The 23,350-nt window shown below is 67.4% G+C and carries 19 protein-coding genes and 1 riboswitch; of the genes, 10 read left to right on the top strand and 9 right to left on the bottom strand.

The window, feature by feature from the left end:
- Positions 1-48: 48 nt before the first annotated feature.
- Positions 49-1,464, bottom strand: coding sequence for an adenosylhomocysteinase (ahcY, locus tag FYM52_RS10645; RefSeq protein ID WP_154164069.1), 1,416 nt, complete (start codon positions 1,462-1,464; stop codon positions 49-51).
- A gap of 84 nt (positions 1,465-1,548) precedes the next feature.
- Positions 1,549-1,658, bottom strand: a riboswitch (S-adenosyl-L-homocysteine riboswitch).
- A 45-nt stretch (positions 1,659-1,703) separates the two neighbouring features.
- On the bottom strand, positions 1,704-2,159 hold the full coding sequence (gene dtd, locus FYM52_RS10640; protein WP_162524698.1) for a D-aminoacyl-tRNA deacylase: 456 nt from the start codon (positions 2,157-2,159) through the stop codon (positions 1,704-1,706).
- Positions 2,160-2,464: 305 nt separating this feature from the next.
- Here dtd and FYM52_RS10635 point away from each other — a divergent pair, with 305 nt between their 5' ends.
- From FYM52_RS10635 to FYM52_RS10625, 3 genes are read left to right on the top strand one after another with little or no spacing between them, the layout of a single operon-like run.
- The gene (locus FYM52_RS10635) at positions 2,465-4,540 is read left to right on the top strand and encodes a bifunctional diguanylate cyclase/phosphodiesterase (RefSeq protein WP_162524697.1); all 2,076 of its coding nucleotides are present in this window, start codon (positions 2,465-2,467) and stop codon (positions 4,538-4,540) included.
- A 3-nt stretch (positions 4,541-4,543) separates the two neighbouring features.
- Complete coding sequence (locus tag FYM52_RS10630) at positions 4,544-6,040, top strand: AMP nucleosidase (RefSeq protein WP_045265991.1); 1,497 nt, start codon at positions 4,544-4,546, stop codon at positions 6,038-6,040.
- Between the two features lie 20 nt (positions 6,041-6,060).
- The gene (locus tag FYM52_RS10625; RefSeq protein ID WP_043381844.1) at positions 6,061-7,263 is read left to right on the top strand and encodes a GGDEF domain-containing protein; all 1,203 of its coding nucleotides are present in this window, start codon (positions 6,061-6,063) and stop codon (positions 7,261-7,263) included.
- Between the two features lie 31 nt (positions 7,264-7,294).
- Here FYM52_RS10625 and FYM52_RS10620 read toward each other — a convergent pair whose 3' ends face one another.
- From FYM52_RS10620 to FYM52_RS10600, 5 genes are all read right to left on the bottom strand, one after another.
- Positions 7,295-8,521, bottom strand: coding sequence for an acetate/propionate family kinase (locus FYM52_RS10620; RefSeq protein WP_154164067.1), 1,227 nt, complete (start codon positions 8,519-8,521; stop codon positions 7,295-7,297).
- A gap of 21 nt (positions 8,522-8,542) precedes the next feature.
- Complete coding sequence (locus tag FYM52_RS10615) at positions 8,543-9,976, bottom strand: bifunctional enoyl-CoA hydratase/phosphate acetyltransferase (protein ID WP_154164066.1); 1,434 nt, start codon at positions 9,974-9,976, stop codon at positions 8,543-8,545.
- Between the two features lie 70 nt (positions 9,977-10,046).
- Positions 10,047-10,829, bottom strand: a complete 783-nt coding sequence (gene fabI / locus FYM52_RS10610; protein WP_042418433.1) for an enoyl-ACP reductase FabI — start codon at positions 10,827-10,829, stop codon at positions 10,047-10,049.
- A gap of 94 nt (positions 10,830-10,923) precedes the next feature.
- Positions 10,924-12,720, bottom strand: a complete 1,797-nt coding sequence (locus FYM52_RS10605; RefSeq protein WP_154164065.1) for an alpha/beta hydrolase — start codon at positions 12,718-12,720, stop codon at positions 10,924-10,926.
- Between the two features lie 153 nt (positions 12,721-12,873).
- Positions 12,874-14,523: a GMC family oxidoreductase gene (locus FYM52_RS10600; protein WP_154164064.1), complete on the bottom strand. Its 1,650-nt coding sequence runs from the start codon at positions 14,521-14,523 to the stop codon at positions 12,874-12,876.
- Positions 14,524-14,627: 104 nt separating this feature from the next.
- Between FYM52_RS10600 and FYM52_RS10595 the strand changes: the two genes are divergently transcribed.
- The 3 genes from FYM52_RS10595 to FYM52_RS10585 all read left to right on the top strand — a co-directional run bounded on the left by FYM52_RS10595 (position 14,628) and on the right by FYM52_RS10585 (position 16,568).
- A complete protein-coding gene (locus FYM52_RS10595) occupies positions 14,628-15,476 on the top strand; it encodes a 3-hydroxybutyryl-CoA dehydrogenase (protein WP_045265985.1) in 849 nt (282 codons plus the stop codon).
- Positions 15,477-15,638: 162 nt separating this feature from the next.
- Positions 15,639-16,118 (top strand): MarR family winged helix-turn-helix transcriptional regulator, encoded by a 480-nt coding sequence (locus tag FYM52_RS10590; protein ID WP_045265984.1) that lies wholly within the window; start codon positions 15,639-15,641, stop codon positions 16,116-16,118.
- A 33-nt stretch (positions 16,119-16,151) separates the two neighbouring features.
- Entirely contained in the window at positions 16,152-16,568 is a 417-nt protein-coding gene (locus FYM52_RS10585) for an organic hydroperoxide resistance protein (protein ID WP_045265983.1), read from the top strand.
- A 68-nt stretch (positions 16,569-16,636) separates the two neighbouring features.
- Here the strand turns inward: FYM52_RS10585 and FYM52_RS10580 are convergent, their stop codons facing one another.
- Both FYM52_RS10580 and FYM52_RS19060 read right to left on the bottom strand, forming a co-directional pair.
- Complete coding sequence (locus tag FYM52_RS10580) at positions 16,637-17,308, bottom strand: 2'-5' RNA ligase family protein (protein WP_154164063.1); 672 nt, start codon at positions 17,306-17,308, stop codon at positions 16,637-16,639.
- Positions 17,309-17,387: 79 nt separating this feature from the next.
- Positions 17,388-17,513 (bottom strand): hypothetical protein, encoded by a 126-nt coding sequence (locus tag FYM52_RS19060; RefSeq protein WP_255446796.1) that lies wholly within the window; start codon positions 17,511-17,513, stop codon positions 17,388-17,390.
- Here FYM52_RS19060 and FYM52_RS10575 point away from each other — a divergent pair.
- The 4 genes from FYM52_RS10575 to FYM52_RS10560 form a co-directional block, all read left to right on the top strand.
- Positions 17,512-18,267, top strand: coding sequence for a metallophosphoesterase (locus FYM52_RS10575; protein WP_154164102.1), 756 nt, complete (start codon positions 17,512-17,514; stop codon positions 18,265-18,267). The two genes, FYM52_RS19060 and FYM52_RS10575, sit on opposite strands and share 2 nt — an antisense overlap.
- 76 nt (positions 18,268-18,343) lie before the next feature.
- A complete protein-coding gene (locus FYM52_RS10570) occupies positions 18,344-19,810 on the top strand; it encodes a bifunctional serine/threonine-protein kinase/universal stress protein (RefSeq protein WP_154164062.1) in 1,467 nt (488 codons plus the stop codon).
- Between the two features lie 173 nt (positions 19,811-19,983).
- Positions 19,984-20,709: a response regulator transcription factor gene (locus FYM52_RS10565; protein WP_043381862.1), complete on the top strand. Its 726-nt coding sequence runs from the start codon at positions 19,984-19,986 to the stop codon at positions 20,707-20,709.
- A gap of 206 nt (positions 20,710-20,915) precedes the next feature.
- Positions 20,916-23,350, top strand: a 2,435-nt coding sequence (locus tag FYM52_RS10560; RefSeq protein WP_162524696.1) for a response regulator, incomplete at its 3' end; no start/stop codon positions are given.

Raw genomic sequence — 23,350 nt, 5'->3', positions numbered from 1 at the left:
TACCCGGGGCAGAGCCACGGCCCCTGCCGCGGCTCCGGTCCGCCATGATCAGTAGCGGTAGGTGTCAGGCTTGTAAGGGCCTTGCTTGTTCACACCGATGTAGGCGGCTTGCTCATCGGTCAGCTCGGTCAGCATGGCGCCGACCTTCTTCAGGTGCAGGCGCGCGACCTTTTCGTCCAGGACCTTGGGCAGCACGTAGACCTTGCCGGTTTGGTACTCGGCCGGCTTGGTGAACAGCTCGATCTGGGCGATGGTCTGGTTGGCGAACGAGGACGACATCACGAAGCTGGGGTGGCCGGTGGCGCAGCCCAGGTTCACCAGGCGACCCTTGGCCAGCAGGGTGATCTTCTTGCCGTCGGGGAAGGTGATCTGGTCCACCTGGGGCTTCACTTCTTCCCACTGGTACTGCTCGATCGAAGCCACGTCGATTTCGTTGTCGAAGTGACCGATGTTGCAGACGATGGCCTGGTCCTTCATGGCCACCATGTGCTCGTGGCGGATGATGTCCTTGTTGCCAGTGGTGGTCACGAAGATGTCAGCCTTGTCGGCGGCGTACTCCATGGTCACGACCTTGTAGCCTTCCATGGCGGCCTGCAGGGCGTTGATGGGGTCGATCTCGGTCACCCACACTTGGGCCGACAGCGCGCGCAGGGCCTGGGCCGAGCCCTTGCCCACGTCACCGTAGCCGGCCACGCAGGCGACCTTGCCGGCGATCATCACGTCGGTGGCGCGCTTGATACCGTCCACCAGGGATTCGCGGCAGCCGTACAGGTTGTCGAACTTGGACTTGGTCACCGAGTCGTTGACGTTGATGGCGCGGAACAGCAGCGTGCCCTTGGCACTCATTTCGTTCAGGCGGTGCACGCCGGTGGTGGTCTCTTCGGTCACGCCGATGATCTGGGCCGACTTGCGGGTGTACCAGGTGGGGTCCACGGCCAGCTTGGCCTTGATGGCGGCAAACACGATGCGCTCTTCTTCCGAGCCGGGGTTGGCCAGCACGGACAGGTCCTTCTCGGCCTTCTGGCCCAGGTGCATCAGCATGGTGGCATCGCCACCATCGTCCAGGATCATGTTGGGGCCTTCGCCTTCGGTGCCGGCGGCGCCGAATTCGAAGATGCGGTGGGTGTAGTCCCAGTAGTCTTCCAGCGATTCACCCTTGATGGCGAACACGGGCGTGCCGGTGGCGGCGATCGCAGCGGCAGCGTGGTCTTGCGTCGAGAAGATGTTGCACGACGCCCAGCGCACATCGGCGCCCAGGGCCTTCAGCGTTTCGATCAGCACGGCCGTCTGGATGGTCATGTGCAGCGAGCCGGTGATGCGCGCGCCCTTCAGGGGCTGGGCTGCAGCGAACTCTTCGCGGATGGCCATCAGGCCGGGCATTTCGGTTTCGGCAATCCTGATTTCCTTGCGGCCCCAGTCGGCCAGGGAAATGTCGGCGATTGCGCGGTCTTGGGTATTGCTCATGGTTTCTCCGGTGCGGAAAACAACTTGAAAAAACCACGTTCTGGGGATTGGGGGCTGATGACAGAGGCCTCACCGCACAGAAAGCGTGGGTGAGCGTCGTTGCCTAGGAGCGAGGCCGCGTGACCACGGTCTGCTGCCCTTCCGAGCCTCACGGCACCGCCCATCGGGTGCACGCTGCAACGCTCCTCGGAAGGAAAAGAGGGCCAGATTGTAATCGAGCCCTGGCCGGCGTGCCAGGCTCAGGCCGCGGCAGGGGGAGCGATGCGCAGGGGAATCGTCACCGGCCCGTCGTTGACCAGGTGCACCTGCATGTCGGCGCCAAACTCGCCGGTCTGCACCACGGGGTGCAGGCGCCGGGCCTGCTGCACCACATGCTCGTACAGGCGCCGCCCCGCCTCGGGCCGTGCCGCCTGGGTGAAGCTGGGCCGGTTGCCGCCGCTGGCATCGGCCGCCAGCGTGAACTGGCTGACGATGAGCAGCCCGCCGCCCACGTCCTGCACGCTGCGGTTCATCTTGCCCTCGGCGTCGCTGAAGATGCGCAGCTTCAGAACCTTGACCAGCAGCTTGTCGGCCTCCTGCTCGGTGTCGCCCTGCTCGGCACACACCAGGGCCAACAGGCCCACGCCGATCCGCCCCACCACCTGACCGTCGATTTCGACATGCGCGGCGCGCACGCGTTGCAACACAGTGATCACACCAATCTCACAATTTCATAGCTGCCTGCGCTCGCCCTATCTGGCAATTCAGGCCAAAACACCCCAGAAGCCAATCCCTGGGCGCGCAGACAGCTGCGGTTTTCAATGGCACCGCCGTTGGTCCGGGAGACCCGGCACAAACTGTTCCAACGGCAGCGATCGGCGGCGCGCCTTGCCGTAACGCAAAACGCAGTCACCGGGCTTTGGGTATACCCACGGCTCTTCTTGCATGGATGGTGATTGTCCATGCAAGCCGGGCCTTGCGCCCGCTCGCCACCACCGCCCTTCTCAAGCCCATCTGTCTCATGAGCAACGTGCCCCCACGTGCCCCCCTCGTTCCGCCGCACGACCTGCTGCACGCCGTGGCCGTGGCCACCGGCACGCCCATGGCCTACCTGCAATGGCCGGGCGGACGGTGCATCTGGGCCACCGCCACCTACGCCCGGCTGCTGGAGATGCCCAGCCAGGAGCTGCTGGACAAGGCGCCGCAAAGCTATCTGTCCCCCTGCACCTGGAACGAGTGGAAGTGCGAGCTGGAACGCCTGGCCGACAGCCCGCAGCCCGGCACCAGCCTGCAGACCCCGCTGCGCTTTGCCCGCCAGCAGGCCGTCCCCACCCAACTGGTGGCCGACGTGCAACACGGCGCGGTGCGCGCCATCGTGGTGATTCCGCTGCAGGACCTGTCGCACACCGACGCCCTGCAGATGGTGCAGGACAGCGACACGCGGCTGCAGCGCTACGCCCGCGCCACGCGGGAGGCCATCATCTTCTTCCGCCAGGGCCGGGTGTTCGACGCCAACCCGGCCGCCATCGCCCTGACCGGCTACCCGCTGCACCAGCTGCTGGACCGCCCGGTGGTGCACCTGCTGCCCCACGTGCTGCGCGCCGAGGCCCAAAGCCTGATCGACCAAGGCACGGAGCACGCCCACGAAACCCGCCTGCTGCACCACGGCGGCCAGGAACTGGACGTGGAAATCGCCGTTCACCTGCTGCCCGAGGATGGGGACACCTACGGCATGCTGGTGCTCAACGACATCACCGAGCGCAAGCGCGCCGAGGCCGAGGTCTACTTCCTGGCCAACCACGACCCGCTGACCCGCCTGCCCAACCGCCAGGGGCTGATGCAGCAGTTGCGCCAGGTGCTGCTGCAGGCCGAGCGTACGCAGCAGCACATTGCCGTGCTGTACGTGGACCTGGACCGCTTCAAGGACGTCAACGACTCGCTGGGTCACGACGCCGGGGACAAGCTGCTGATCGATGCCGCACGCCGCATGCGCAGCAAGGTCCACCCCGACGACTTGGTCGCCCGGCTGGGCGCCGACGAGTACGTGCTGGTGCTGGCCTCGCCGCTGACTGCCTGCCAGCCCGACTGCATCCTGCGTGAACTGCGCTTCGCGCTGAACAAGCCCTATGTGCTGCCCAAGGAGGCGGTGAACCTGCCGGCCTCGATCGGCGTCAGCATCTACCCCGAGGACGGCAGCACGGCCGAGGAGCTGATGCTCAACGCCAGCGCCGCCATGGAGGCCGCCAAAAGCCTGGGCCAGGGCCACCTGCAGTACTACAGCGCCCACCTGCAGGTGCGCCCCAGCCGCCTGCTGGTGCAGGACCGCCTGCTGCGCGAGGCCGTGGCCAATGACCAGGGGCTGGTGCTGCACTTCCAGCCACTGTGGAACCTGGCCACCAACCGACTGGAGGGCTTCGAGGCCCTGGTGCGCTGGCAGCACCCGCAGCGCGGCCTGCTGCCGCCGGCCGAGTTCATCGGCTTTGCCGAGGCGCGGGGCCTGATCTCCCTGGTCGACCGCTGGGTGATGCGCGCCGCCTGCAAGCAGCTGCGCGCCTGGCGCGATGCCGGCCTGCCGCCCGTGGTGGTGGCGGTGAACATGTCCGCCACCGAATTCAACCAGCGCACCCTGGTCGAGGAGGTGCAACTGGTGCTGGCCGACACCGGCATCGACCCGCAATGGCTGGAGATCGAGCTGACCGAAACCACACTGATGAAGCAGTCCGAGCATGTGCTGCACACGCTGCAGGCGCTGCGGCAACTGGGCGTGCGCCTGTCGATCGACGACTTTGGCACCGGCTACTCCTCGCTGGCTTACCTCAAGCGCTATCCGCTGGACAAGATCAAGATCGACCGCTCCTTCGTCAAGGACACGCCCCAGGATGCCGACGACGTCAGCCTGATCCAGGCCATCATCCAGATGGGGCGCAGCCTGAACCTGCGCACGGTGGCGGAAGGGGTGGAAACCAAGGCGCAGTGGGACATGCTGCAGGCCATGCACTGCGACCTGATCCAGGGCTATTACCTGGCCCGCCCGATGGCGGCCGAGGAGGCGCTGCGCTGGCAGCAGCACCGCTGTCAAATGAGTGCGCCACAATGAGGCATGGCACACACCCCTGTTTCATATTTCACCCTGGCGTCCGAGCCCACCGTCTTTGCCCGCGCCCAGGATGCGCTGGCACAGCTGCAGCGGCTCTACCAGCAACAGATCGACCATTTGCGCAAGGCCATGCAGGCCTATGTGGAAGGCCAGGATTTCCCGCAGCCCGTGCGGGCCTGGTACCCGCTGCTGCGCATCCAGGCCCACAGCGTGCGCCGGCCGGAATCGGGCCTGGCCTTCGGCTTCCTGGACCATCCCGGGGTCTATGAGACCACCATCACCCGGCCCGACCTGTTCGGCCACTACCTGCTGACGCAGCTGAGCCTGCTGGAGCGCAACCACGGCGTGCAGTTCGAGGTCAGCCTCAGCACCCAGCCCATCCCCATCCACTTCTCGTTCGCGGACAACGACCACGTCGAAGGCAGCCTGAGCGCGCAACGGCGCCAGTACATGCGCGAAGTGTTCGACCTGCCGGACCTGGCCGCCATGGACGACGGCATCGCCAACGGCACCTGGCAGCCGCGCCCCGGCGGGGCGTTGCCGCTGTCGCTGTTCACCGCCCCGCGCATCGACTACTCGCTGCACCGCCTGCGGCACTACACGGGCACGGCACCCGAGTGGTTCCAGAACTTCGTGCTGTTCACCAACTACCAGTTCTACATCGACGAATTCATCCGCCTGGGCCATGCCGAGATGGCCAGGCCGGACAGCGAGTACATCGCCTTCATCGAGCCCGGCAACGTGGTCACCCGCCGCGCCGGCCTGCCCGCCGAGGACGTGGACAGGCTGGGCGCCCCCCCGCCCCGGCTGCCGCAGATGCCGGCCTACCACCTGGTGCGCGCCGACCGCAGCGGCATCACCATGGTCAACATCGGCGTCGGTCCGGCCAATGCCAAGACCATCACCGACCACATCGCCGTGCTGCGCCCGCACGCCTGGATGATGCTGGGCCACTGCGCGGGCCTGCGCAACAGCCAGCGCCTGGGCGACTACGTGCTGGCCCACGCCTACGTGCGCGAGGACCACGTGCTGGACGAGGAGCTGCCGCTGTGGGTGCCGATCCCGGCGCTGGCCGAGATCCAGCAGGCGCTGCAACAGGCGGTGGCTGACGTGGCCCAGGTATCGGACGACGACCTCAAGCGCATCATGCGCACCGGCACCGTGGCCAGCACCGACAACCGCAACTGGGAGCTGCTGCCCGACAACCTGCCGCAGCGCCGCTTCAGCCAGAGCCGCGCCGTGGCGCTGGACATGGAGTCGGCCACAATTGCGGCCAACGGCTTCCGTTTCCGCGTGCCCTACGGCACACTGCTGTGCGTCAGCGACAAACCGCTGCACGGCGAGATCAAGCTGCCGGGCATGGCCAACCACTTCTACCGCGAGCGCGTGGACCAGCACCTGCGCATCGGCATGCGTGCCGTGGAACTGCTGCGCGACGGTGGAACGCAACGCCTGCACAGCCGCAAGCTGCGCAGCTTTGCCGAAGTCGCCTTCCAGTAAAAACACAGCGCCCCACACCCATGCCCCAGCTGGACTTCGCTTCGATGGCCATCCTGATCGCCATCAACCTGGCTGCCATCGGCCTGGCCCTGCCCTGGGCCATGGGCTCCCCGGTCAGCCCGGCAGCACGGCACGTACAGCGCTACTTTCTCCTGCAAGCCCTGGGCTGGTCCTTGATCCTGGTCGCCAGCCGCATCCGCGGCACCTTCTGGGACCCGGTACTCAGCCTGTCCGCCACCTGCGCAGCAGCCGCCGCCCAATGGCAGATGGCCCAGGCCCTGCAATGCTGGCTGGGACCACGGCCCCTGCGTTGGCTGGTCATCGGACTGGCCATCCTGGGGCCGCTGGGTTTTGCCTGGTGGCTGCACGACATCCCGACACGGCTGGCGTGGTACAGCCTCTACCATGGCACCAGCGTCGCCTGCCTGGGCTGGATGTGCCTGCACCCCCTGCGTCCGGTGGCCCGCGGCTGGCGCTATCTGATGGCCGCCTGCGCCACCACGATGAGCCTGGGGCTGCTGGCACGCGCCTACCTGGCGTACTACACCCCCTGGCTGCGGGAATTCGCCCACGACTCCGCCGCCAACTACCTGTTCGCCATCCTGGCCCAGCTGTGCAGCAGCCTGGCGCTGGTCAGCATGCTGGTGGCCTGGCGCGACGAGACCAACCAGAAATTGCGTGACATGGCCTTGACCGACCAGTTGACTGGCCTGGCCAACCGCCATGCGCTGCTGCAAACCGCACCGCGCATGCAGTCCCTGGCACAGCGCCAGCATCTGCCGCTGGCGGTGGTGTTGCTGGATCTGGACCACTTCAAGAACGTGAACGACCAGTATGGTCATACCACTGGCGACCACGCCTTGCAGCTGGTCGCCAAGGTTTTGCACGCCGAGATGCGCCCCAACGAGATGGCATCGCGCTGGGGCGGCGAAGAGTTCTGCTTGTTGCTGCATGCCGATGCGGATGGCGTGCAAAGCTTCTACCAACGCTTCAGCGCCGCGCTGCTGCAACGCGCGCAGCAGGAACTGGGCTTTGCCCTGCACATCAGTGCGGGCTGTGCCCTGCAGACCGACAGCGATCAAAATTTGGATCAGTTGCTGCAACGGGCCGACACCGCCTTGTACCAGGCCAAAAGCCAGGGCCGCCGGCGCCTGGTGTTCGGCACGGTGGTGGAGCGGCCGCAACCGCCCACGGCCCTCAGTCCGGCGCAGACGCCCGCCTGAAGCCGCGACGGAGCGCGGCGAAAGGCGACGCTCAGTCCTGCGCCAACGCTGGGTGCTGCGCTGCCACAGGCTGCCCGGCCAGCAAGGCAGCCGCTTCCTTGGCCGCAATGCGCCCCTCGTCGGTGGGCACCACCCACACCTCCACGGCACTGTCCGGGGCATGGATGGCATAGGCCCCCTGGCCGTTGGCGGCCTGGTTGCGCTGCTCGTCCATGCGGATGCCCAGCCAGCTCAGGCGCTCGCACACCTGGGCGCGCAGCACAGCATCGTTTTCGCCAATGCCGCCGCTGAAGGCGATGGCATCCAGCCCGCCCAGGCAGGCGACCAGGGCGCCGGTCTCGCGGATCACCCGGTGCGTGAACTGGTCGATGGCGCGTTGCGCCGGGGCGCTGCCATCGGCCCGCAGCTTGCGCATGTCGGCCGAAATGCCGGACACGCCCAGCAGCCCGCTTTGCTTGTAGAGCAGCTTTTCGATCTGGGCATGGGTCCAACCCTGCTCCATCAGGTACAGCAGCACCCCGGCATCGAGCGAGCCGCTGCGCGTGCCCATCATCAGGCCATCCAGCGCCGAAAAGCCCATGGTGGTGGCCACGCTACTGCCGGCCAGGGCCGCGCACAGGCTGGCACCATTGCCCAGGTGGGCCATCACCACCCGGCCGCGCCCGCGGATGGTGTGCATCTGCAGCACCGACATGATGTACTGGTAGGACAGCCCATGGAAACCGTAGCGGCGCACGCCCTGCTCCTGCAGCGCTTGCGGCAGGGCGAAGGCAAAGTCCACCTCGGGCATGCTGGCGTGGAAGGCCGTGTCGAAGCACGCGACCTGTGGCAGCTGGGGAAACGCCGCCCGGAACTGGCGGATGCCCTCCAGGTTGTGCGGCTGGTGCAAAGGCGCCAGCGAGTTGAAGCGCGCCAGCTGCGCCAGCACCTCGTCGGTCACCAGCGCCGGCCCCGTGAACACGCCGCCGCCATGCACCACGCGGTGAGAGACGGCCTGGATGTCCGGTGCCGCCTCCAGGCGGTGCACCAGGGCCCGCAGGCTCTGCAAGGCACTTTCAAAAGAAGAGCTGCCAGCGCTGACTGCAAGCGGCTCAGAGTGCTTTTTTCCTAAATATACCCAGTCCATGACGGGCGTCCCCTGGGGCTCCAGCCCCTGGATGCAGCCCGACAGGACATAGGGCTGCACCTGCCCTTCCTGCAGCGGGTGCAGGGAAAACTTCAGGGACGAGGAGCCGGCGTTCACCGCAAGAATGGCCATGTGCGTGTCTCCTGGCTGGGGTCAGCCCTGCTTCCAGGCGTTGGCCGCCTGCTGTTGGCGCCGGTCATGGGCGGAAAGCACCGCCAGCACGCACGAGGCCACGCGGGCCTGTGGGCCGTCGGCACGGCTGGTCAGGGCAATCGGCACCCGGGCGCCGAGCACCAGCCCGGAACCCGAGGCACCGGCCAGGTACTCCAGCTGTTTGGCCACCATGTTGCCGCTTTCCAGGTCGGGCACGGCCAGGATGTCAGCCTGCCCCGCCACCTCGGAGGCAATCCCCTTGATGCGCACCGCGTCCATGGAGATGGCGTTGTCGAAGGCCAGCGGGCCGTCGAGCTGCGCCGCCGTGATCTGGCCACGGTCGGCCATCTTGCACAGGGCCGCGGCGTCCAGCGTGGAAGGGATACTGGGCGTCACGGTTTCCACGGCCGACAGGATCGCCACCTTGGGCACGGCCGTGCCCAGAACGCGCGCGAAATCGATCGCGTTCTGGATGATGTCGGCCTTTTCCTGCAGCGTGGGGCGGATGTTGATGGCTGCGTCCGTGATCAGCAAGGGCTTGCTGTACAGCGGCACATCGAAGCGGAACACGTGCGACAGGCGGCGGCCCGTGCGCAGGGCCGGCTGCGCCAGCACGGCCTTGAGCAGCTCGTCGGTGTGCAGGCTGCCCTTCATCAGGATTTCCACCTGCTGGCTGGCCGCCATGCTGGCCGCCAGTTCGGCCGCCGCATGGCTGTGCTCCACTGCATGGATTTCCACGCCATCCAGGTTGATGCCGGCCTGCTCCGCCGCACGGCGGATGCGGCCTTCGGGGCCGATCAGCACCGGCACGATCAGGCCGTGGCGTGCCGCGTCCATGGCACCGCTGAGCGATCCTTCGTCACAGGGGTGGACCACGGCGCAGCGCACCGCCGGCAGCGGCTCTGCGCGCGCCAGCAAGTCCTTGAGGCGGGCCTCCGGGTCGAACAGCTGGATCTGCGGCGCATGCACCGTGGGCACCTTGACCTTCTGCGTCGGCGGCATCAGCTTGGCTTCGCCCTTGAGCACCACTTCGCCCTTCTGGTTGGTGACCAGGCAGTCCATCTTGACGCGCTTTTTCTCGTCGTCCTTTTCGGTCACCGTCGCCACCACGGTCAGGGTGTCACCGATGCGCACCGGCTTGGTGAACTTCAGCTCCTGGCCCAGGTAAATCGTGCCGGGGCCGGGAAACTGGGTGCCGAACAGGGCAGAGATCAGCGCCGCGCCCAGCATGCCATGCGCGATCACGCCGTGGAACATGGTGGCGTCGGCATATTCGGCGTTCAGGTGGGCGGGGTTGATGTCCCCGGACACGGCCGCAAAGGCCTGGATGTCCTCCAGCGTCACGGTGCGCAGCAAACGGGCGCTCTGGCCGACTTCGAGCTCGTCGTAGGTGACGTTTTCCATCCATTCCATCACAGGGGCTTGGGTGTTCATGGGTTTCTCCGGTCGACCGGCGCCGGGGCGCCGGTGCAGTTCTGCAAAAGCCAAAAATCCAGGGGAATCTTCAGTCCACGGCGTGGACGCCGCCGTCCACATAGATGGTCTGGCCCGTCATGCCGGAGGCGGCATCCGAGCACAGGAAGGTGCTGAGCTGGGCAATCTCTTCCAGCGTGACCAGCCGCTGCAGCGGCGCCTTGGCCTGGGCCGAGGCCATCAGGCCATCGAAGTCGGCGATGCCCGAGGCGGCGCGCGTCAGGATCGGGCCGGGCGAGACCGCATGCACGCGGATGTTCTTCGGCCCCAGCTCCATGGCCATGTAGCGCACCATGGACTCCAGCGCGGCCTTGACCGGGCCCATCAGGCCATAGTTGGGCACGGCCTCGCCGGAGCCCAGGTAGCTCATCGACAGCATGCTGCCGCCGTCCGGCATGTGCGGCGCGCACAGCTTGGCCAGCTCCGCAAACGAGTGGCAGGAGACGCTGATCGCCCGCGCAAACCCTTCGCGCGAGCTGTCCACCACATCGCCGTGCAGATCGTCCAGCGGGGCCCAGGCGATCGAGTGGATCACGAAGTCCAGCTTGCCCAGCTTGCGCACGGCGTGCTCCACCAGGGCTTCGAGCTGGCCGGGCTCTTCCACGTTGCAGTTCACCAGGTCGACACCGATGGGGTCGGTCAGCGGCGTCACCCACTTGCGGGCCTTGTCGTTCAGGCACGAGGCCACCACCTCGGCGCCCTGGGCGCGGGCCTGCGCCGTGCACCCCCAGGCGATCGAGCGATCGTTGGCCACACCCAGCACCAGTCCTTTTTTACCTGCCACGCTGAATGCATGGGCTGCGTTGTTCTGCATCCTCTCTCCCTCTCGTGCGCCTGGGCGCTGTAGCTATGAAAAACGGGGGCCTGGCACACGGTGGCCAGGCCCGTAGGGGGAATGCGCTCCGCCGTCAGTCGGCGTAACGCACCATGACGTACTCGCCCGGGGCTTCGCACACCACGTGCTCGGCCCGGATCGGCTGGGCCTTCATCGGTGCGCCCGAGCGGGCCTTGATCCAGGCGTCCATGGCCTCCCACCAGGAGCCCTGGACCACCGGCGTGCGCGCGGCCCAGTCGTCGGGATCGGTCCAGCCATGGCCCTCTTCCACGCTGGCGATCTGGTAGCTGCGCCGTGGCCGGCCGGGCTCGGAGACGATGCCGGCGTTGTGCCCGCCGGCGGCCAGCACGAAGGTGACGTGCGTGTCGGTCTGCAGGTGGATCTTGTAGACCGACTTCCAGGGCGACACATGGTCGCGCGTGGTGCCCACCACCATCATCGGTGCCGCGATGTCCATCAGGGCCACAGTCGACCCGGCAAAGCGGTACTGCCCCGATGCCAGCGCGTTGTTCAGGAACAGCGACGTCAGGTACTCGTTGTGCATGCGCGCGGGCAGGCGAGTCTGGTCGGCATTCCAGCTCATCAGGTCGAAGCTGGCATCGTCCTCGCCCATCAGGTAGCGCCGCGTGTTGCGCGACCACACTAGGTCCTTGGAGGCCAGGAACTGGAAGGAGCCGCCCATCTGCTTGCCGGACAGGTAGCCACGCTCGTTCATGCGCTGGCGCAGGTTGGCCAGTTGGTCCTCGTCGATGAACACGCCCAGCTCCCCGGGCTCGGCAAAATCGGTTTGCGCCGCCAGCAGAATGACCGAACTCAGCTGGGGCATATCGGCTGGCACCAGGGCCTGCTCCTTGGCCGTGCGGGTCTTCTTGCGCTGCAAGCGCCCCAGGGTGGCGGCCGCAATCGCCAGGAAGGTACCGCCCAGGCAATAACCCACGGTGTGGATGCTGGCTGCGCCGGTGCGCGACTTCACCGCCGCCATGGCCTCCAGCACGCCGGTGCTCAGGTAGTCCTGCATCTTCAGGTCGCGGTCAGAGGCATCCGGGTTGCGCCAGGAGACGATGAACACCGTATGGCCCTGGCTGACCAGGTAGCGCACCATTGAGTTCTGCGGCGACAGATCCAGGATGTAGTACTTCATGATGCACGAGGGCACGATCAGCACCGGCTCGGGCAGCACCTGCTCGGTCTGCGGGCTGTACTGGATCAACTCGATCAGGTGGTTGCGGAACACCACCTTGCCCGGTGTGCACGCCACATCCTGGCCGACGGCGAATTCCAGCGGCTCCAGCTGGTCGGCCGCAGTGTCGGCCTTGGCCTTGCGCGCGGCCTGCACATCTTCGGCAAACAGCTTCACGCCCTGGCGCAGGCTCTCGCCCTGCGTGGCCTTGGCCTTGACCAGCACCTCGGGGTTGGTGGCCGCCCAGTTGGACGGCGACAGGGCATCCATCCACTGCCGGGTGAAGAACTCGACCACATGGCTGTGGTGGCGCGTCATACCGTCAACCTGCGCGGCCTCGCGCCACCAGCTGTCGGCCGCCTTGAAATGTTCCTTGACGGCCCGGTAAGGCCACTGCTGCCAGGCGACGTCCTTGAAACGGGCATCGCTTTCGCTGCTGGGCTGCAGGCTGGCTTGCGCAGCCTGTTGCGCCAGTTGCACCGCCTTGTGGGCCAGCGTCATCTGTTTGCCCGGCGCCGTGGCCAGGTGCATCATCCAGTCGGCGGCGGCCAAGCCCAGGGCCACGGGGGACAGGCCCATGGTGCCGGCGCTCAGCGCGGCACGCACCTGGTCATCCAGGGCCTGCGCGGCTTCGGCTGGGGAAGCGCCATGGGTTGGGCGGGTCGGTATGTTCGGTGAAGTCTCGCTCATCTCGGGGCCTAATGGTTACAACTGTAGCTACCAGTAACCATTCTCGAGAAAACCACCGCAACCACCAAATCCAAACCTCCGCACCTTGATTCGCATCAAGCTTCACCCGCTTCCCGGCGTCCGCGGCTTGACGCCCAGCCCGCGCTCCGCGCCTTACGCCATGCTGACCGGGCCAACCGCCGCTGCGGCATGCTGCGCAGCGTGCAGCACCAGGTGCGCCGCCTTCTCTGCCACCATGATGGCCGGGGCGTTGGTGTTGCCACTGGTGATGCGCGGGAAGATGGAGGCGTCCACCACCCGCAACCCCTGCACCCCGTGCACCCGCAGCTGGCTGTCGACCACGTCCAGGGGGCCGGGGCCCATGCGGCAGGTACCGACTGGGTGGTAGATCGTGTCGGCAGTCTGCCGCAGCCAATCGGCGATCTGCGCCTCGGTCTGTGCCGCAGCCGAGGCCGGCAGCTCCCTGGCGCCATGGCGCGCCAGCGCAGGCTGTGCCAGGATGTGGCGCATGCTGCGCACCCCCTGCACCATGGGCGCCAGGTCCCGGGCGTCGCCCAGGAAGTTAGGGTCCACGGCGGGCAGGGTCAGCGGATCGGCACTGCGCAGCCGCACCTGGCCGCGGCTGTGCGGCTGCAGCAGGCACAGGTGGCAGGAAAAACCATGGCCCCAGACGGTCTGGCGCCCATGGTCCAGCAGCTTGCCCACCACGAAGTGCAGCTGCAGATCGGGCTGCGCCAGCTCCGCACGGCTGCGCACAAAAGCGCCGGCCTCGGCAAAGTTGGTCGTCAGCAGCCCGGTGCGCTGGCGGTGCCACTGCCAGGCCCCGCGCGCCACGTGCCACAGCCCGGCGGGCGACAGGCCGAACGACTGCGTCAGCCCCGGCGCATCGCACAGCAAGATCGCATCCAGGTGGTCATGCAGGTTGGCCCCCACGCCCGGCAGGTCGGAACGCAGCGGGATGCCCAATTCCTGCAGATGGCCCGCCGGGCCCAGGCCCGACAGCATCAGCAGCTGGGGCGACAGCAGTGCGCCCGCACTGAGCAGCACCTCGCGCCGCGCCTGCACCACGTGGCGCGCGCCATCGCGCAGGTATTCCACCCCGGTCGCACGCAGCCCCTGCGGGGTGTCCGACAGCAGGATACGCAGCACCTGGGCCCCGGTGCGCACCCGCAGGTTGCGGCGTCCGAGGTGGGGCGTCAGATAGGCCTTGGCGGCGCTGCAGCGTTCCCCTTGCTTCTGGGTGACCTGGTAGCAGCCGACACCTTCCTGGGAGGGCCCGTTGAAATCCGCGTTGCGGGGCAGTCCCGCCTGCACCCCGGCCTCGACAAAATCCAGGCTCAGCGGATTGGGCTGCTGCAAATCCGCCACATGCAACGGCCCGCCCTGGGCATGCAGCGCGTCCGCGCCACGTGCGTTGTGCTCGGCCTTCAGAAACCAGGGCAGCACCTCCTGCCACGACCACCCGGGGTTGCCTTGCGCGGCCCAGGCGTCATAGTCCTGCGGCTGTCCGCGCAGGTAGATCATGGCATTCACCGAGCTGCTGCCGCCCAGCACCTTGCCGCGGGGCTGAAAGCCGCAGCGGCCATTCAATCCGGGCTGGGGCACGGTGTCGATCGACCAGTTGAACTGGCCGGTCTTGGCCATGCCCGCGATGCCGGCCGGGCACTGCACCAGCGCGCTGGCATCAGCGCCCCCGGCCTCGAGCAGGCACACCTGGTGCGCACCGTCCTCGCTCAAGCGACCAGCCAGCACGCTGCCCGCAGAGCCTGCGCCGATGACCACGAAATCAAAGGTTTCATCCATGCTGTTCGCTCCCCCGGTCTGAAGACGCGCACTTTACGGGCGTGCTGCGGGAAATTCGCTACCATCTTTCCCGCATTTCAATCATTAACTGGGGAGATAACACTGTGAGCATTCAAACCGTAGGCATCATCGGCGCCGGCACCATGGGCAACGGCATCGCGCAGGCTTGCGCCGTGTCGGGCATCGACGTGGTGATGGTGGACATCTCCGAGGCCGCCGTGCAAAAAGGCCTGGCCACCGTGGCCGGCAGCCTGGACCGCCTGATCAAGAAGGAAAAGATCAGCGAAGCCGACAAGAACGCAGCGCTGGCACGCATCAAGACCTCGACCAGCTACGACGATCTGAAGTCGGCACAGCTGGTGATCGAAGCCGCCACCGAGAACTACGAGCTCAAGGTCAAGATCCTCAAGCAGCTTGATACCCTGCTGGCACAGGACGTGATCGTTGCCACCAACACCTCGTCCATTTCCATCACCCAGCTGGCGGCCGCCACCCAGCGTGCCGACAAGTTCATCGGCATGCATTTCTTCAACCCCGTGCCCATGATGGCCCTGGTGGAGATCATCCGCGGCCTGCAGACCAGCGATGCCACCCACGATGCGGTCAAGGCCCTGTCGGAAAAGCTGGGCAAGTCGCCCATCACCGTGAAGAACGCGCCCGGCTTCGTGGTCAACCGCATCCTGGTGCCCATGATCAACGAGGCGTTCTACGTGCTCAGCGAAGGCACGGCCACGGCCGAGGACATCGACGCCGGCATGAAGCTGGGCTGCAACCAGCCCATCGGCCCGCTGGCCCTGGCCGACATGATCGGCCTGGACGTGTGCCTGGCCGTGATGGAGGTCTACCTGAAGGAATTCGGCGACAGCAAGTACCGCCCCTGCTTCCTGCTGCGCGAGATGGTGGCCGCCGGCCGCCTGGGCCGCAAGACCGGCCAGGGCGTGTACACCTACTGATCCCCTGCTGGCCTCCGCCCTGCGCGGGGTGCTCCGCCCTCCCACGGCCAGGCACACTGCCTGGCCGTTGTGCTGGTGCCTACCCCGTGTGCTGACCTTGTTGCCGGCATGGATCTCACAATTAAGTTGTACACAATTTAATTAAGCACTACATTTCAACCCATGACTTCCACCGCCCCTGCCCTTGATGCCCGCGCCCAGCAACTGGACCACCAGCTGTGCTTTGCGCTGTATTCGGCATCGCTGGCCATGACCAAGCTGTACAAGCCCCTGCTTGAAGGCCTGGGCCTGACCTACCCGCAGTACCTGGTGCTGCTGGTGCTGTGGGAGCGCGATGACCTGATGGTGTCGGAACTGGGCGAGCGCCTGTTCCTCGACTCCGGCACGCTCACCCCCCTGCTCAAGCGCATGGAAGCCGCCGGCTGGCTGCAGCGCCAGCGCGATGCCACCGACGAGCGCCGCGTGCGCGTCACGCTCAGCACCGCCGGGCGTGCCCTGCAGGCCCAGGCCGCAGGCATTCCCGCCTGCGTGCTGCAGCACAGCCAGTGCACACTGTCCGAGCTGCAGGCACTGACGGCCCAGGTGCAGCAACTGCGCGACCGCCTGGCCGCCCCCCTTTCGTTGTCCCCCGCTTCGTCCTGAAGCGATTCCTCAGCCCTTTGTCAGGAGCACACCATGGCCTCTTTGGAAAAAGTTCTCTACACCGCCCGCGCCCACACCACCGGCGGCCGCGATGGCGCCGCGCGCACCGATGACGGTCGCCTGGATGTGAAGCTGTCCTCGCCCGGCACCAGCGGCACGGGCACCAACCCCGAGCAGCTGTTCGCGGCCGGTTACTCGGCCTGCTTCATCGGCGCGCTGAAGGCCGTGGGCGGCAAGCTGGGCATCGCCGTGCCCCAGGACGTGGCCATCGACGCCGAAGTGGACCTGGGCACCATCCCCAATGCCTACGGCATCGCCGCCCGCCTGAAGATCAGCCTGCCCGGCCTGGACCGTGAACAGGCCCAGAAGCTGGTCGACGCTGCCCACCAGGTCTGCCCCTACTCCAACGCCACGCGCGGCAACATCGACGTGACGCTGACCCTGGTCTGAGCCCGCCGCACCCATTCCCCACAGCCGGGCCCAGCCCGGCTTTTTTGCGTGTGCCGGGGGCTGCGCCTTCAGGGCCGCAGCAGCGCGCCCGGCAAGGCGGTGTAGCGGCGCGTGGCCAGGTCCAGGCAACCTTCGGCAACCAGGGGGCCGGCGATGGCGTGCGTGCGGTAGCGCACCAGCCACAGCTGTGGCGCCGCGCACGCCAGTGGCGCCAGGCCGGCCAGCGCGGCCTGCAGGGTGTGCAGGGTGGGCGCCATCGGCACGCTCTGGGCATAGTGGCCCAGGGTCACGTGCGGCACGTAGTGCCATGCCGGGGCCGGTGGCTCGGGCACCAGGGCCTGGTGCAGCGGCTGCAGGGCGGCGGCATCGGCCGCATCCAGCCCCAGGTAGGGCACGGTGCTGAAGCTGCCGCTGCCCTGCACGCGCAGCACCCGCGGCCACGCCGGCGCATGCTGCAGGCGGGCGATGTCGGCGCGCAACTGCGCCACCCCGAAGGTGGCGGCCGCTGGGCCCGCACCCTGCGCCATCAATCCCCGGTAGGCCACCGTGACATGCGGCTGGCGGGCATAACCCGGCCACAGCCGGGGGCCCAAGGCCTGGCGCGCCCGCTGCACCCGCTGCGCCAGCGCCGGTGCACGCAGCCACAACACCCAGACGGCACACCAGGCGCAGCCCTGGTGCCATTCGGTAAAGTCGCGGTCTTCGCAGGCCTGGGTGAAAGCGGTGGCGGCAGGTGGCATGGCCTGCGCAGTGTGCCAGCAAACCCCGCCCCCTCGGGATTCAGAAAAAGGAGCTGCTTGCGCTCTGCATGGCTGGATTTCATAGCCATTTGCTTTGCAAATCCGCATTGAGCAAGCGCAACCAGCTATCTTTTTCCATCCCCGGGAAAGCCCCAGGGCACACTGCAAGCCAGCCGCCAGCTTGGAGGCGCAGCATGTCGTCCATGAAACTGGCCCTGTTCTCCGACATCCACGCCAACCTCCAGGCCCTGCAGGCCTGCATGGACCACGCCCGCGCCCAGTCCGCCACGCAGTTGGCGTTCCTGGGCGATCTGGTCGGCTACGGCGGCTCGCCCGCCGAGGTGCTGGACACGGTCATGCAGGCCGTCGAGCAGGGCGCCTGGGCCGTGCGCGGCAACCACGATGACGTGGCGCTGCACCCGCCCCGCCACATCCAGCACCAAGGGGAACAGGGCGCGCAGTGGACGCACGACCAGCTCGGCCGCCACCACCAGGACTTCCTGCAGCACCTGCCGCTGCTGGCCCCGCACGGCCGCATCCTGCTGGTGCATGCCAGCGCCCACCAGCCCGAGCGCTGGCCTTACGTCGAAAACAGCGTCATGGCCGAGCGCAGCATGGCCGCTGCCAGCGACCTGGACCCCGGCATCCGCTACGTCTTCAGCGGCCATGTGCACCAGCAGGCGCTGTACTACCGCACGCCCACGGCCAAGCTCATGCGCTTCGTGCCGCAGCCCGGCGTGCCCATTCCCGTACCCAGCCACCGCCAGTGGCTGGGCATCGTCGGCGCCTGCGGCCAGCCGCGCGACGGCGACCTGCGCGCCATGTACGCCCTGTACGACGACAGCGCCGCCACCCTGACCTTCTACCGCGTGCCTTACGACCATGCGGCCGCCGTGCAGGCCGTGCAGCGCAGCGGCATGCCGCCGGAGTTTGCCGAGCGCCTGGAGCAGGGCCGATGAGCCCGCAGCCCCTGCCCCGCCACCCGGGCCTGGGCGCCCCCCACCGATCCCCGAAGCACCAGGGAACGGCACGGCCATGAAGAAACTGGCGCCCGGCACCGAAGTCGACGGCTTCCTGGTGCACGACTGCATCCATGCCGGCGGCATGGCCCACATCTACACCGTCACCTACGCCCAGCCGCGCAGCCCCGGCAGCAGCCCGGGCTTCCCGATGGTGATGAAGATCCCGCGCATGACGGCCGGTGACGGGGCCGAGAACATCGTCAGCTTCGAGATGGAGCTGCAAATCCTGCCGGCCCTGCACGGCCCCCACGTGCCTCGCTTTGTCGCGGCCGGCGACCTGCTGCGCCTGCCCTACCTGGTCATGGAACACATGCCCGGCCACACCCTGCAGCACTGGCTGGACCAGCCCGGCGCACAGCCGATTGCCACCATCGCCCAGCTGGGCGCGGCCATGGCCCAGGCCGCCCACAGCCTGCACCAGCAGAACTGCTGCCACCTGGACCTCAAGCCCGGCAACGTGCTGATCCAGGACGACGGCAACGCCGTGCTGCTGGACTTCGGCCTGTCCTGCCACGCCCACTACCCCGACCTGCTGGCCGAAGAGCTGCGCAAGGCCGTGGGCTCCCCCGCCTGGATGGCACCCGAGCAGATCGTGGGCGTGCGCGGCGACCTGCGCAGCGACATCTTCGCCATCGGCGTCATGCTCTACGAGCTCACCACGCGCGAGCTGCCCTTCGGCAACCCCAGCACCGATGGCGGACTGCGCCAGCGCATGTGGATGGCCCCCACGCCGCCGCGCGCCCTGCGCGCCGACGTGCCCGACTGGCTACAGGAGATCATCCTGCGCTGCCTGGAGCCCGAGGCCGCCAACCGCTATGCCACGGCGGCCGAGCTGGCCTTCGACCTGGCCAATCCCGGGCAGGTTCCGATCACGCGCCGTGGCCTGCGGTTGCGTGGCCTGCCGCTGTGGGGTCAGCTGCGCCGCTGGATCCGCGCGGCCGGCATGGAGTACCGCCCCAGCCCGCTGCCCACGCAGCAGATCTCCGAAGTGCCGATCCTGATGGTGGCGCTGCCGCACAAGGACGTCAGCGATGCCACCCTCTACAGCCTGCGCCAGGCCGTGGCACGCTCGCTGTCCACCCGCCCCGGGGCCCGGTTGGCGGTGGTTACCGTGATCTCGCCCTCGGCCAGCAGCAGCACCGACAGCCGGCGCAGCGAAACCCAGCTGCACCGCACGCACCTGGCCCAGCTCAAGCAGTGGGCCCAGGGGCTGGACAGCGCCGGCCATGGCATCAGCTTCCACGTGCTCGAAGCCAGCGACGTGGCCCAGGCCCTGGTGCGCTATGCCGAGGGCAACAGCGTCGGGCTGATCATTCTTGGCGCGGCCACGCACGGCCTGCACATGCAGCGCCTGATTGCCACGGTGCCCATGCGCGTGGCCCGCGATGCCCCGTGCACCGTCATCCTGGTCAAGCAGCAATTGCCCTTCGAAGCCCTGGGACAGTTGCACACCGGTCACGCCAGCACCCCCACCACTTAGTTGGCACGCACTCTTTCGCTAGACTTGAAGCGTGCACTTCGGCGGGCGAGCGCTCCATCCTGGGCCAAAATGGGGCCTGAGAAAGGGTCCCTGCATCGGGCGTTCCTGGCGTTTTTGCATTCATTTGCATTGCCGCACACCATCATGTGAAATTTTTTGTTACAAACGCCACCATGCGCATTGCTGTTCTCGACGACGACACGGTTTTTTTACGGCTGGTGGAGGCCACGATTCACCAAATGGGTCATGCCACCATCTTGTTTGAGACGGGCGAAGACCTGCTGCGCGCCATGCGTCGCGAAAGCTTTGACCTGCTGATCGTCGACTGGCTGCTCCCGGGCCTGAGTGGCATTGACGTGGTGCGCGCCCTGCGCGAAGCGGGCGGCAGCAAGCTGCCCATCCTGTTTGCCAGCCAGCGCCACGAGGAACAGGACATCGTCGCCGCCTTCCATGCCGGGGCCGACGACTTCATGATCAAGCCCCTACGCGTGCAGGAGCTCATGGCCCGCGTCACCGCCCTGATGCGCCGCGCCTACCCCGACGTCACCACCATGCGCTTGGACTTCGAGCCCTACCGGCTCGATCCCGTGGCACGCACGGTGTACCTGCACGACCAGCCGATCGAGCTCAAGCACCGCGAGTACGAGCTGGCCGAGTTCCTGTTCCAGAACTGCGGCCGCCTACTGTCACGCAACCACCTGACCGAAGCGGTCTGGGGCAGCATCACCCCCACGCCTTCGCGCACCCTGGACACCCACGCCTCGCGCCTGCGCACCAAGCTGCAGCTGGGCCAGTTCCATGGTCAGGGCCAGATCTACCAGCTCAGCGCGATTTACGGCCTGGGCTACCGTATGGAAATCCTGCCGGCCCCGGAAGCGGCCACAGCACCCACGGCCTAGGGCCGCCCCCGGCAGGCACGGCGACGGGCATGCCGATCCGGCATCCGGTCCACGCAGCGACTGCCCACGGCCATCGCGGGGGCCTGGCCTGCTCCGTCCGTCGGCCGCGGGGCCCATCGCCCGACCTATGCCAGGCTGTGCCTGCCATACTTGAGCCCCATTCGGCCCGCCGCCCTGTTCCATCCGCCCATGCCGCGCCCTTGGCCATGAAGCTTTCCTTTTCCAGCCTGACTGCCAAAATCGTTGCCCTGGTCGCTTGCTTGGGTGCGGTATCGGGCATCATCACGCTGTATGCCACATGGCACATGCAGCGCATCGAGGGCCAGTACCACGCCCTGCTGGACCAGCAAGTCCTGGTGGCGGACAAGGTCAGCCAGGTGCGCCAGCACCTGACCGACGCCTCCAGCCTGGTGCATGCCAGCTTGAGGGCCCCGGGCACCGGGCAGGCACAGGCCAGCGCAGAGCAGCTTGACCAGACCCAGCAATCGTTCGAGCGCACCCTGCACAGCCTGTACCCGGCCTTGCCAGGCTATGAGTTCCGCCTGGATACCGTGCTGATGCAGGCGCGCCACAGCTTTGCAATCGCCCGCCGCATCATTGAGCAAACCCTGCACTGGCACAGCGACCAGGCCTTGCAAAGCCTGACCCTGAGCCTGAACCCGGCAGTTGCCCTGCTGCACACCGAGGTCGAGGCCCTGCGTGTGGATGCCCAGCATGTGCTGGCCCAGAGCACGCAACAGATGGCGATGGACACGACCCAGACCATCCGCCAGGCCACCTGGGCTGGCTGGCTGAGCCTGCTGCTGCTGTGCGCCGGCACCGCCTGGATCGCCTGGCTGCATGTGTCGCGCCCGATTGGGCGGCTGACGCGCAGCATGCAGCGCATGAGCCGGCAGCAGTACGACACGCCCATCGCCGACCAGCACCGGCAGGACGAGATCGGCTCCATGGCACGGGCCCTGCAAAGTTTCGGCCAGTCGCTGCAGGAGGCGGAGCAGTTGGAGCAGGCCCTGGTCCAGCACCAGAACAACCAGTTGCTGACCGACCAGTTGCTGCAACTGACCAGCGCCTTGCCGGGCGCGGTGTTCCAGATGCGCATGACACCCGATGGCGCGTGGCGGCTGACCTTCGTCAGCCCCCAGTGGGCCCAGCTCATGGGCATGGGCGCCAGCGAGGACAAGGACACCCAGACCGGCACGGTGGCCCAGATCATCAAGCACTACGACGCCCACGCCACCGCCACGGCGCGGCAACACTTCCAGGACAGCGCACAGACGCTAACCCCGGTGGACTTCGATGTCTCGATGCGCATGGCCGACGGCGTCACCCGCTGGATCAAGACCCGCGCCAACCCCCACATGGAAGGCGATGGCTGCGTGGTCTTCAACGGCGTCTGGCTGGATGTGACCAAGGAGGTGATGCAGTCCCTGGCGCTGGAAAAAGCCAAGCGCCAGGCAGAACTGGTGGCGCAGGAGAAATCCAACCTCCAGGCCAGCATCAGCCATGAAATCCGCACCCCGCTCAATGCCATCCTGGGCCTGACGCAGCTGCTGCTCAAGGCCAACCTGCCCGAGACGCAGCACGAGCAGTTGCAAAGCGTGCTGCGCGCCAGCCAGCACCTGCGCGGCATCGTCAATGAAGTGCTGGATTTCTCCAAGATCGATGCCGGCCAGCTGCAGCTGGAAAGCACCGATTTCAGTCTGCACGACGTGGTGCTGGATGTGCTGAGCATGTGCCGCGAAGATGCCAGCCACAAAGGCCTGGCGCTGGACTACCACATCGCCCCCCAGGTGCCGGACAGCTTGCGCGGTGATCCGCACCGGATTGCGCAAATCCTGCTCAACTACGTGAACAACGCCATCAAGTTCACGGCCTCCGGCTGGATCCGCATCGCCATCCACCTGGCCCCCAGCAGCACCTTGCACCGCATCATCCTGCACGCCAGCGTCCAGGACACCGGCCCCGGCATTCCCGCCGACCGCATGCCCCTGCTGTTCCAGGCCTTCCAGCAGGCCGACAACTCCATCACCCGCCGCTTTGGCGGCACCGGGCTGGGGCTGACCATCTCGCGCGCGCTGGCCAAGCTGATGGGCGGAGACACCGGCGTCAAAAGCCAGCTGGGCCAGGGCAGCACCTTCTGGTTCACCGCCTTGCTGGAGCCCGCCCGCACGCCCGTACAGCGCACGCACGCCCCCACGCCCACCACCTGGCAAGGGCAACGCGTGCTGGTGGTGGACGACCACCCGCTCAACCGCGCAGTGGTCGAGGGCATGCTGCACGCGGCCGGCCTGCAGACCGAGGCGGCCGAAGACGGCGTGCAGGCCCTGCTACGGCTGCAGGCCGTGGGCCCGGGCCATTACCACTGCATCCTGATGGATGTGCAGATGCCGCACATGGATGGCCTGAGCGCCACCAAGGCACTGCGCCAGATGCCCGGCTTCGAATCCGTGCCGGTGATCGCCATGACCGCCCACACCGGGGTGCAGGACATGGAGCGCAGCAAGGCCGCCGGCATGAATGCCCACCTGTCCAAGCCTCTGCTGGAGTCGTCCTTGCACGCCGCATTGCAGCAATGGCTGGCCGCCAGCCCAGGGGGCCCCACCGACCGCCCGGACGGCAGCGATGCCGCGCCCCCCAGCCC

The sequence above is a fragment of the Comamonas sp. CAH-2 genome (genome assembly GCF_009668305.1).
GTDB lineage: Bacteria > Pseudomonadota > Gammaproteobacteria > Burkholderiales > Burkholderiaceae_C > Comamonas > Comamonas aquatica.
Note: the sequence above shows the minus strand (reverse complement) of the source record. Positions and strands in the feature narration are given on the sequence as shown.

Coding starts and splice junctions, on each gene's coding strand:
- FYM52_RS10600 (WP_154164064.1), bottom strand. CDS start 14,523: ATGGATGAAACCTTTGATTTCGTGGTCATCGGCGCAGGCTCTGCGGGC.
- FYM52_RS10630 (WP_045265991.1), top strand. CDS start 4,544: ATGGCACACACCCCTGTTTCATATTTCACCCTGGCGTCCGAGCCCACC.
- FYM52_RS10575 (WP_154164102.1), top strand. CDS start 17,512: ATGAAACTGGCCCTGTTCTCCGACATCCACGCCAACCTCCAGGCCCTG.
- FYM52_RS10635 (WP_162524697.1), top strand. CDS start 2,465: ATGAGCAACGTGCCCCCACGTGCCCCCCTCGTTCCGCCGCACGACCTG.
- FYM52_RS10605 (WP_154164065.1), bottom strand. CDS start 12,720: ATGAGCGAGACTTCACCGAACATACCGACCCGCCCAACCCATGGCGCT.
- fabI (WP_042418433.1), bottom strand. CDS start 10,829: ATGCAGAACAACGCAGCCCATGCATTCAGCGTGGCAGGTAAAAAAGGA.
- FYM52_RS10585 (WP_045265983.1), top strand. CDS start 16,152: ATGGCCTCTTTGGAAAAAGTTCTCTACACCGCCCGCGCCCACACCACC.
- ahcY (WP_154164069.1), bottom strand. CDS start 1,464: ATGAGCAATACCCAAGACCGCGCAATCGCCGACATTTCCCTGGCCGAC.
- FYM52_RS10570 (WP_154164062.1), top strand. CDS start 18,344: ATGAAGAAACTGGCGCCCGGCACCGAAGTCGACGGCTTCCTGGTGCAC.
- FYM52_RS10565 (WP_043381862.1), top strand. CDS start 19,984: ATGCGCATTGCTGTTCTCGACGACGACACGGTTTTTTTACGGCTGGTG.
- FYM52_RS10625 (WP_043381844.1), top strand. CDS start 6,061: ATGCCCCAGCTGGACTTCGCTTCGATGGCCATCCTGATCGCCATCAAC.
- FYM52_RS10620 (WP_154164067.1), bottom strand. CDS start 8,521: ATGGCCATTCTTGCGGTGAACGCCGGCTCCTCGTCCCTGAAGTTTTCC.
- FYM52_RS10580 (WP_154164063.1), bottom strand. CDS start 17,308: ATGCCACCTGCCGCCACCGCTTTCACCCAGGCCTGCGAAGACCGCGAC.
- FYM52_RS19060 (WP_255446796.1), bottom strand. CDS start 17,513: ATGGACGACATGCTGCGCCTCCAAGCTGGCGGCTGGCTTGCAGTGTGC.
- FYM52_RS10590 (WP_045265984.1), top strand. CDS start 15,639: ATGACTTCCACCGCCCCTGCCCTTGATGCCCGCGCCCAGCAACTGGAC.
- FYM52_RS10615 (WP_154164066.1), bottom strand. CDS start 9,976: ATGAACACCCAAGCCCCTGTGATGGAATGGATGGAAAACGTCACCTAC.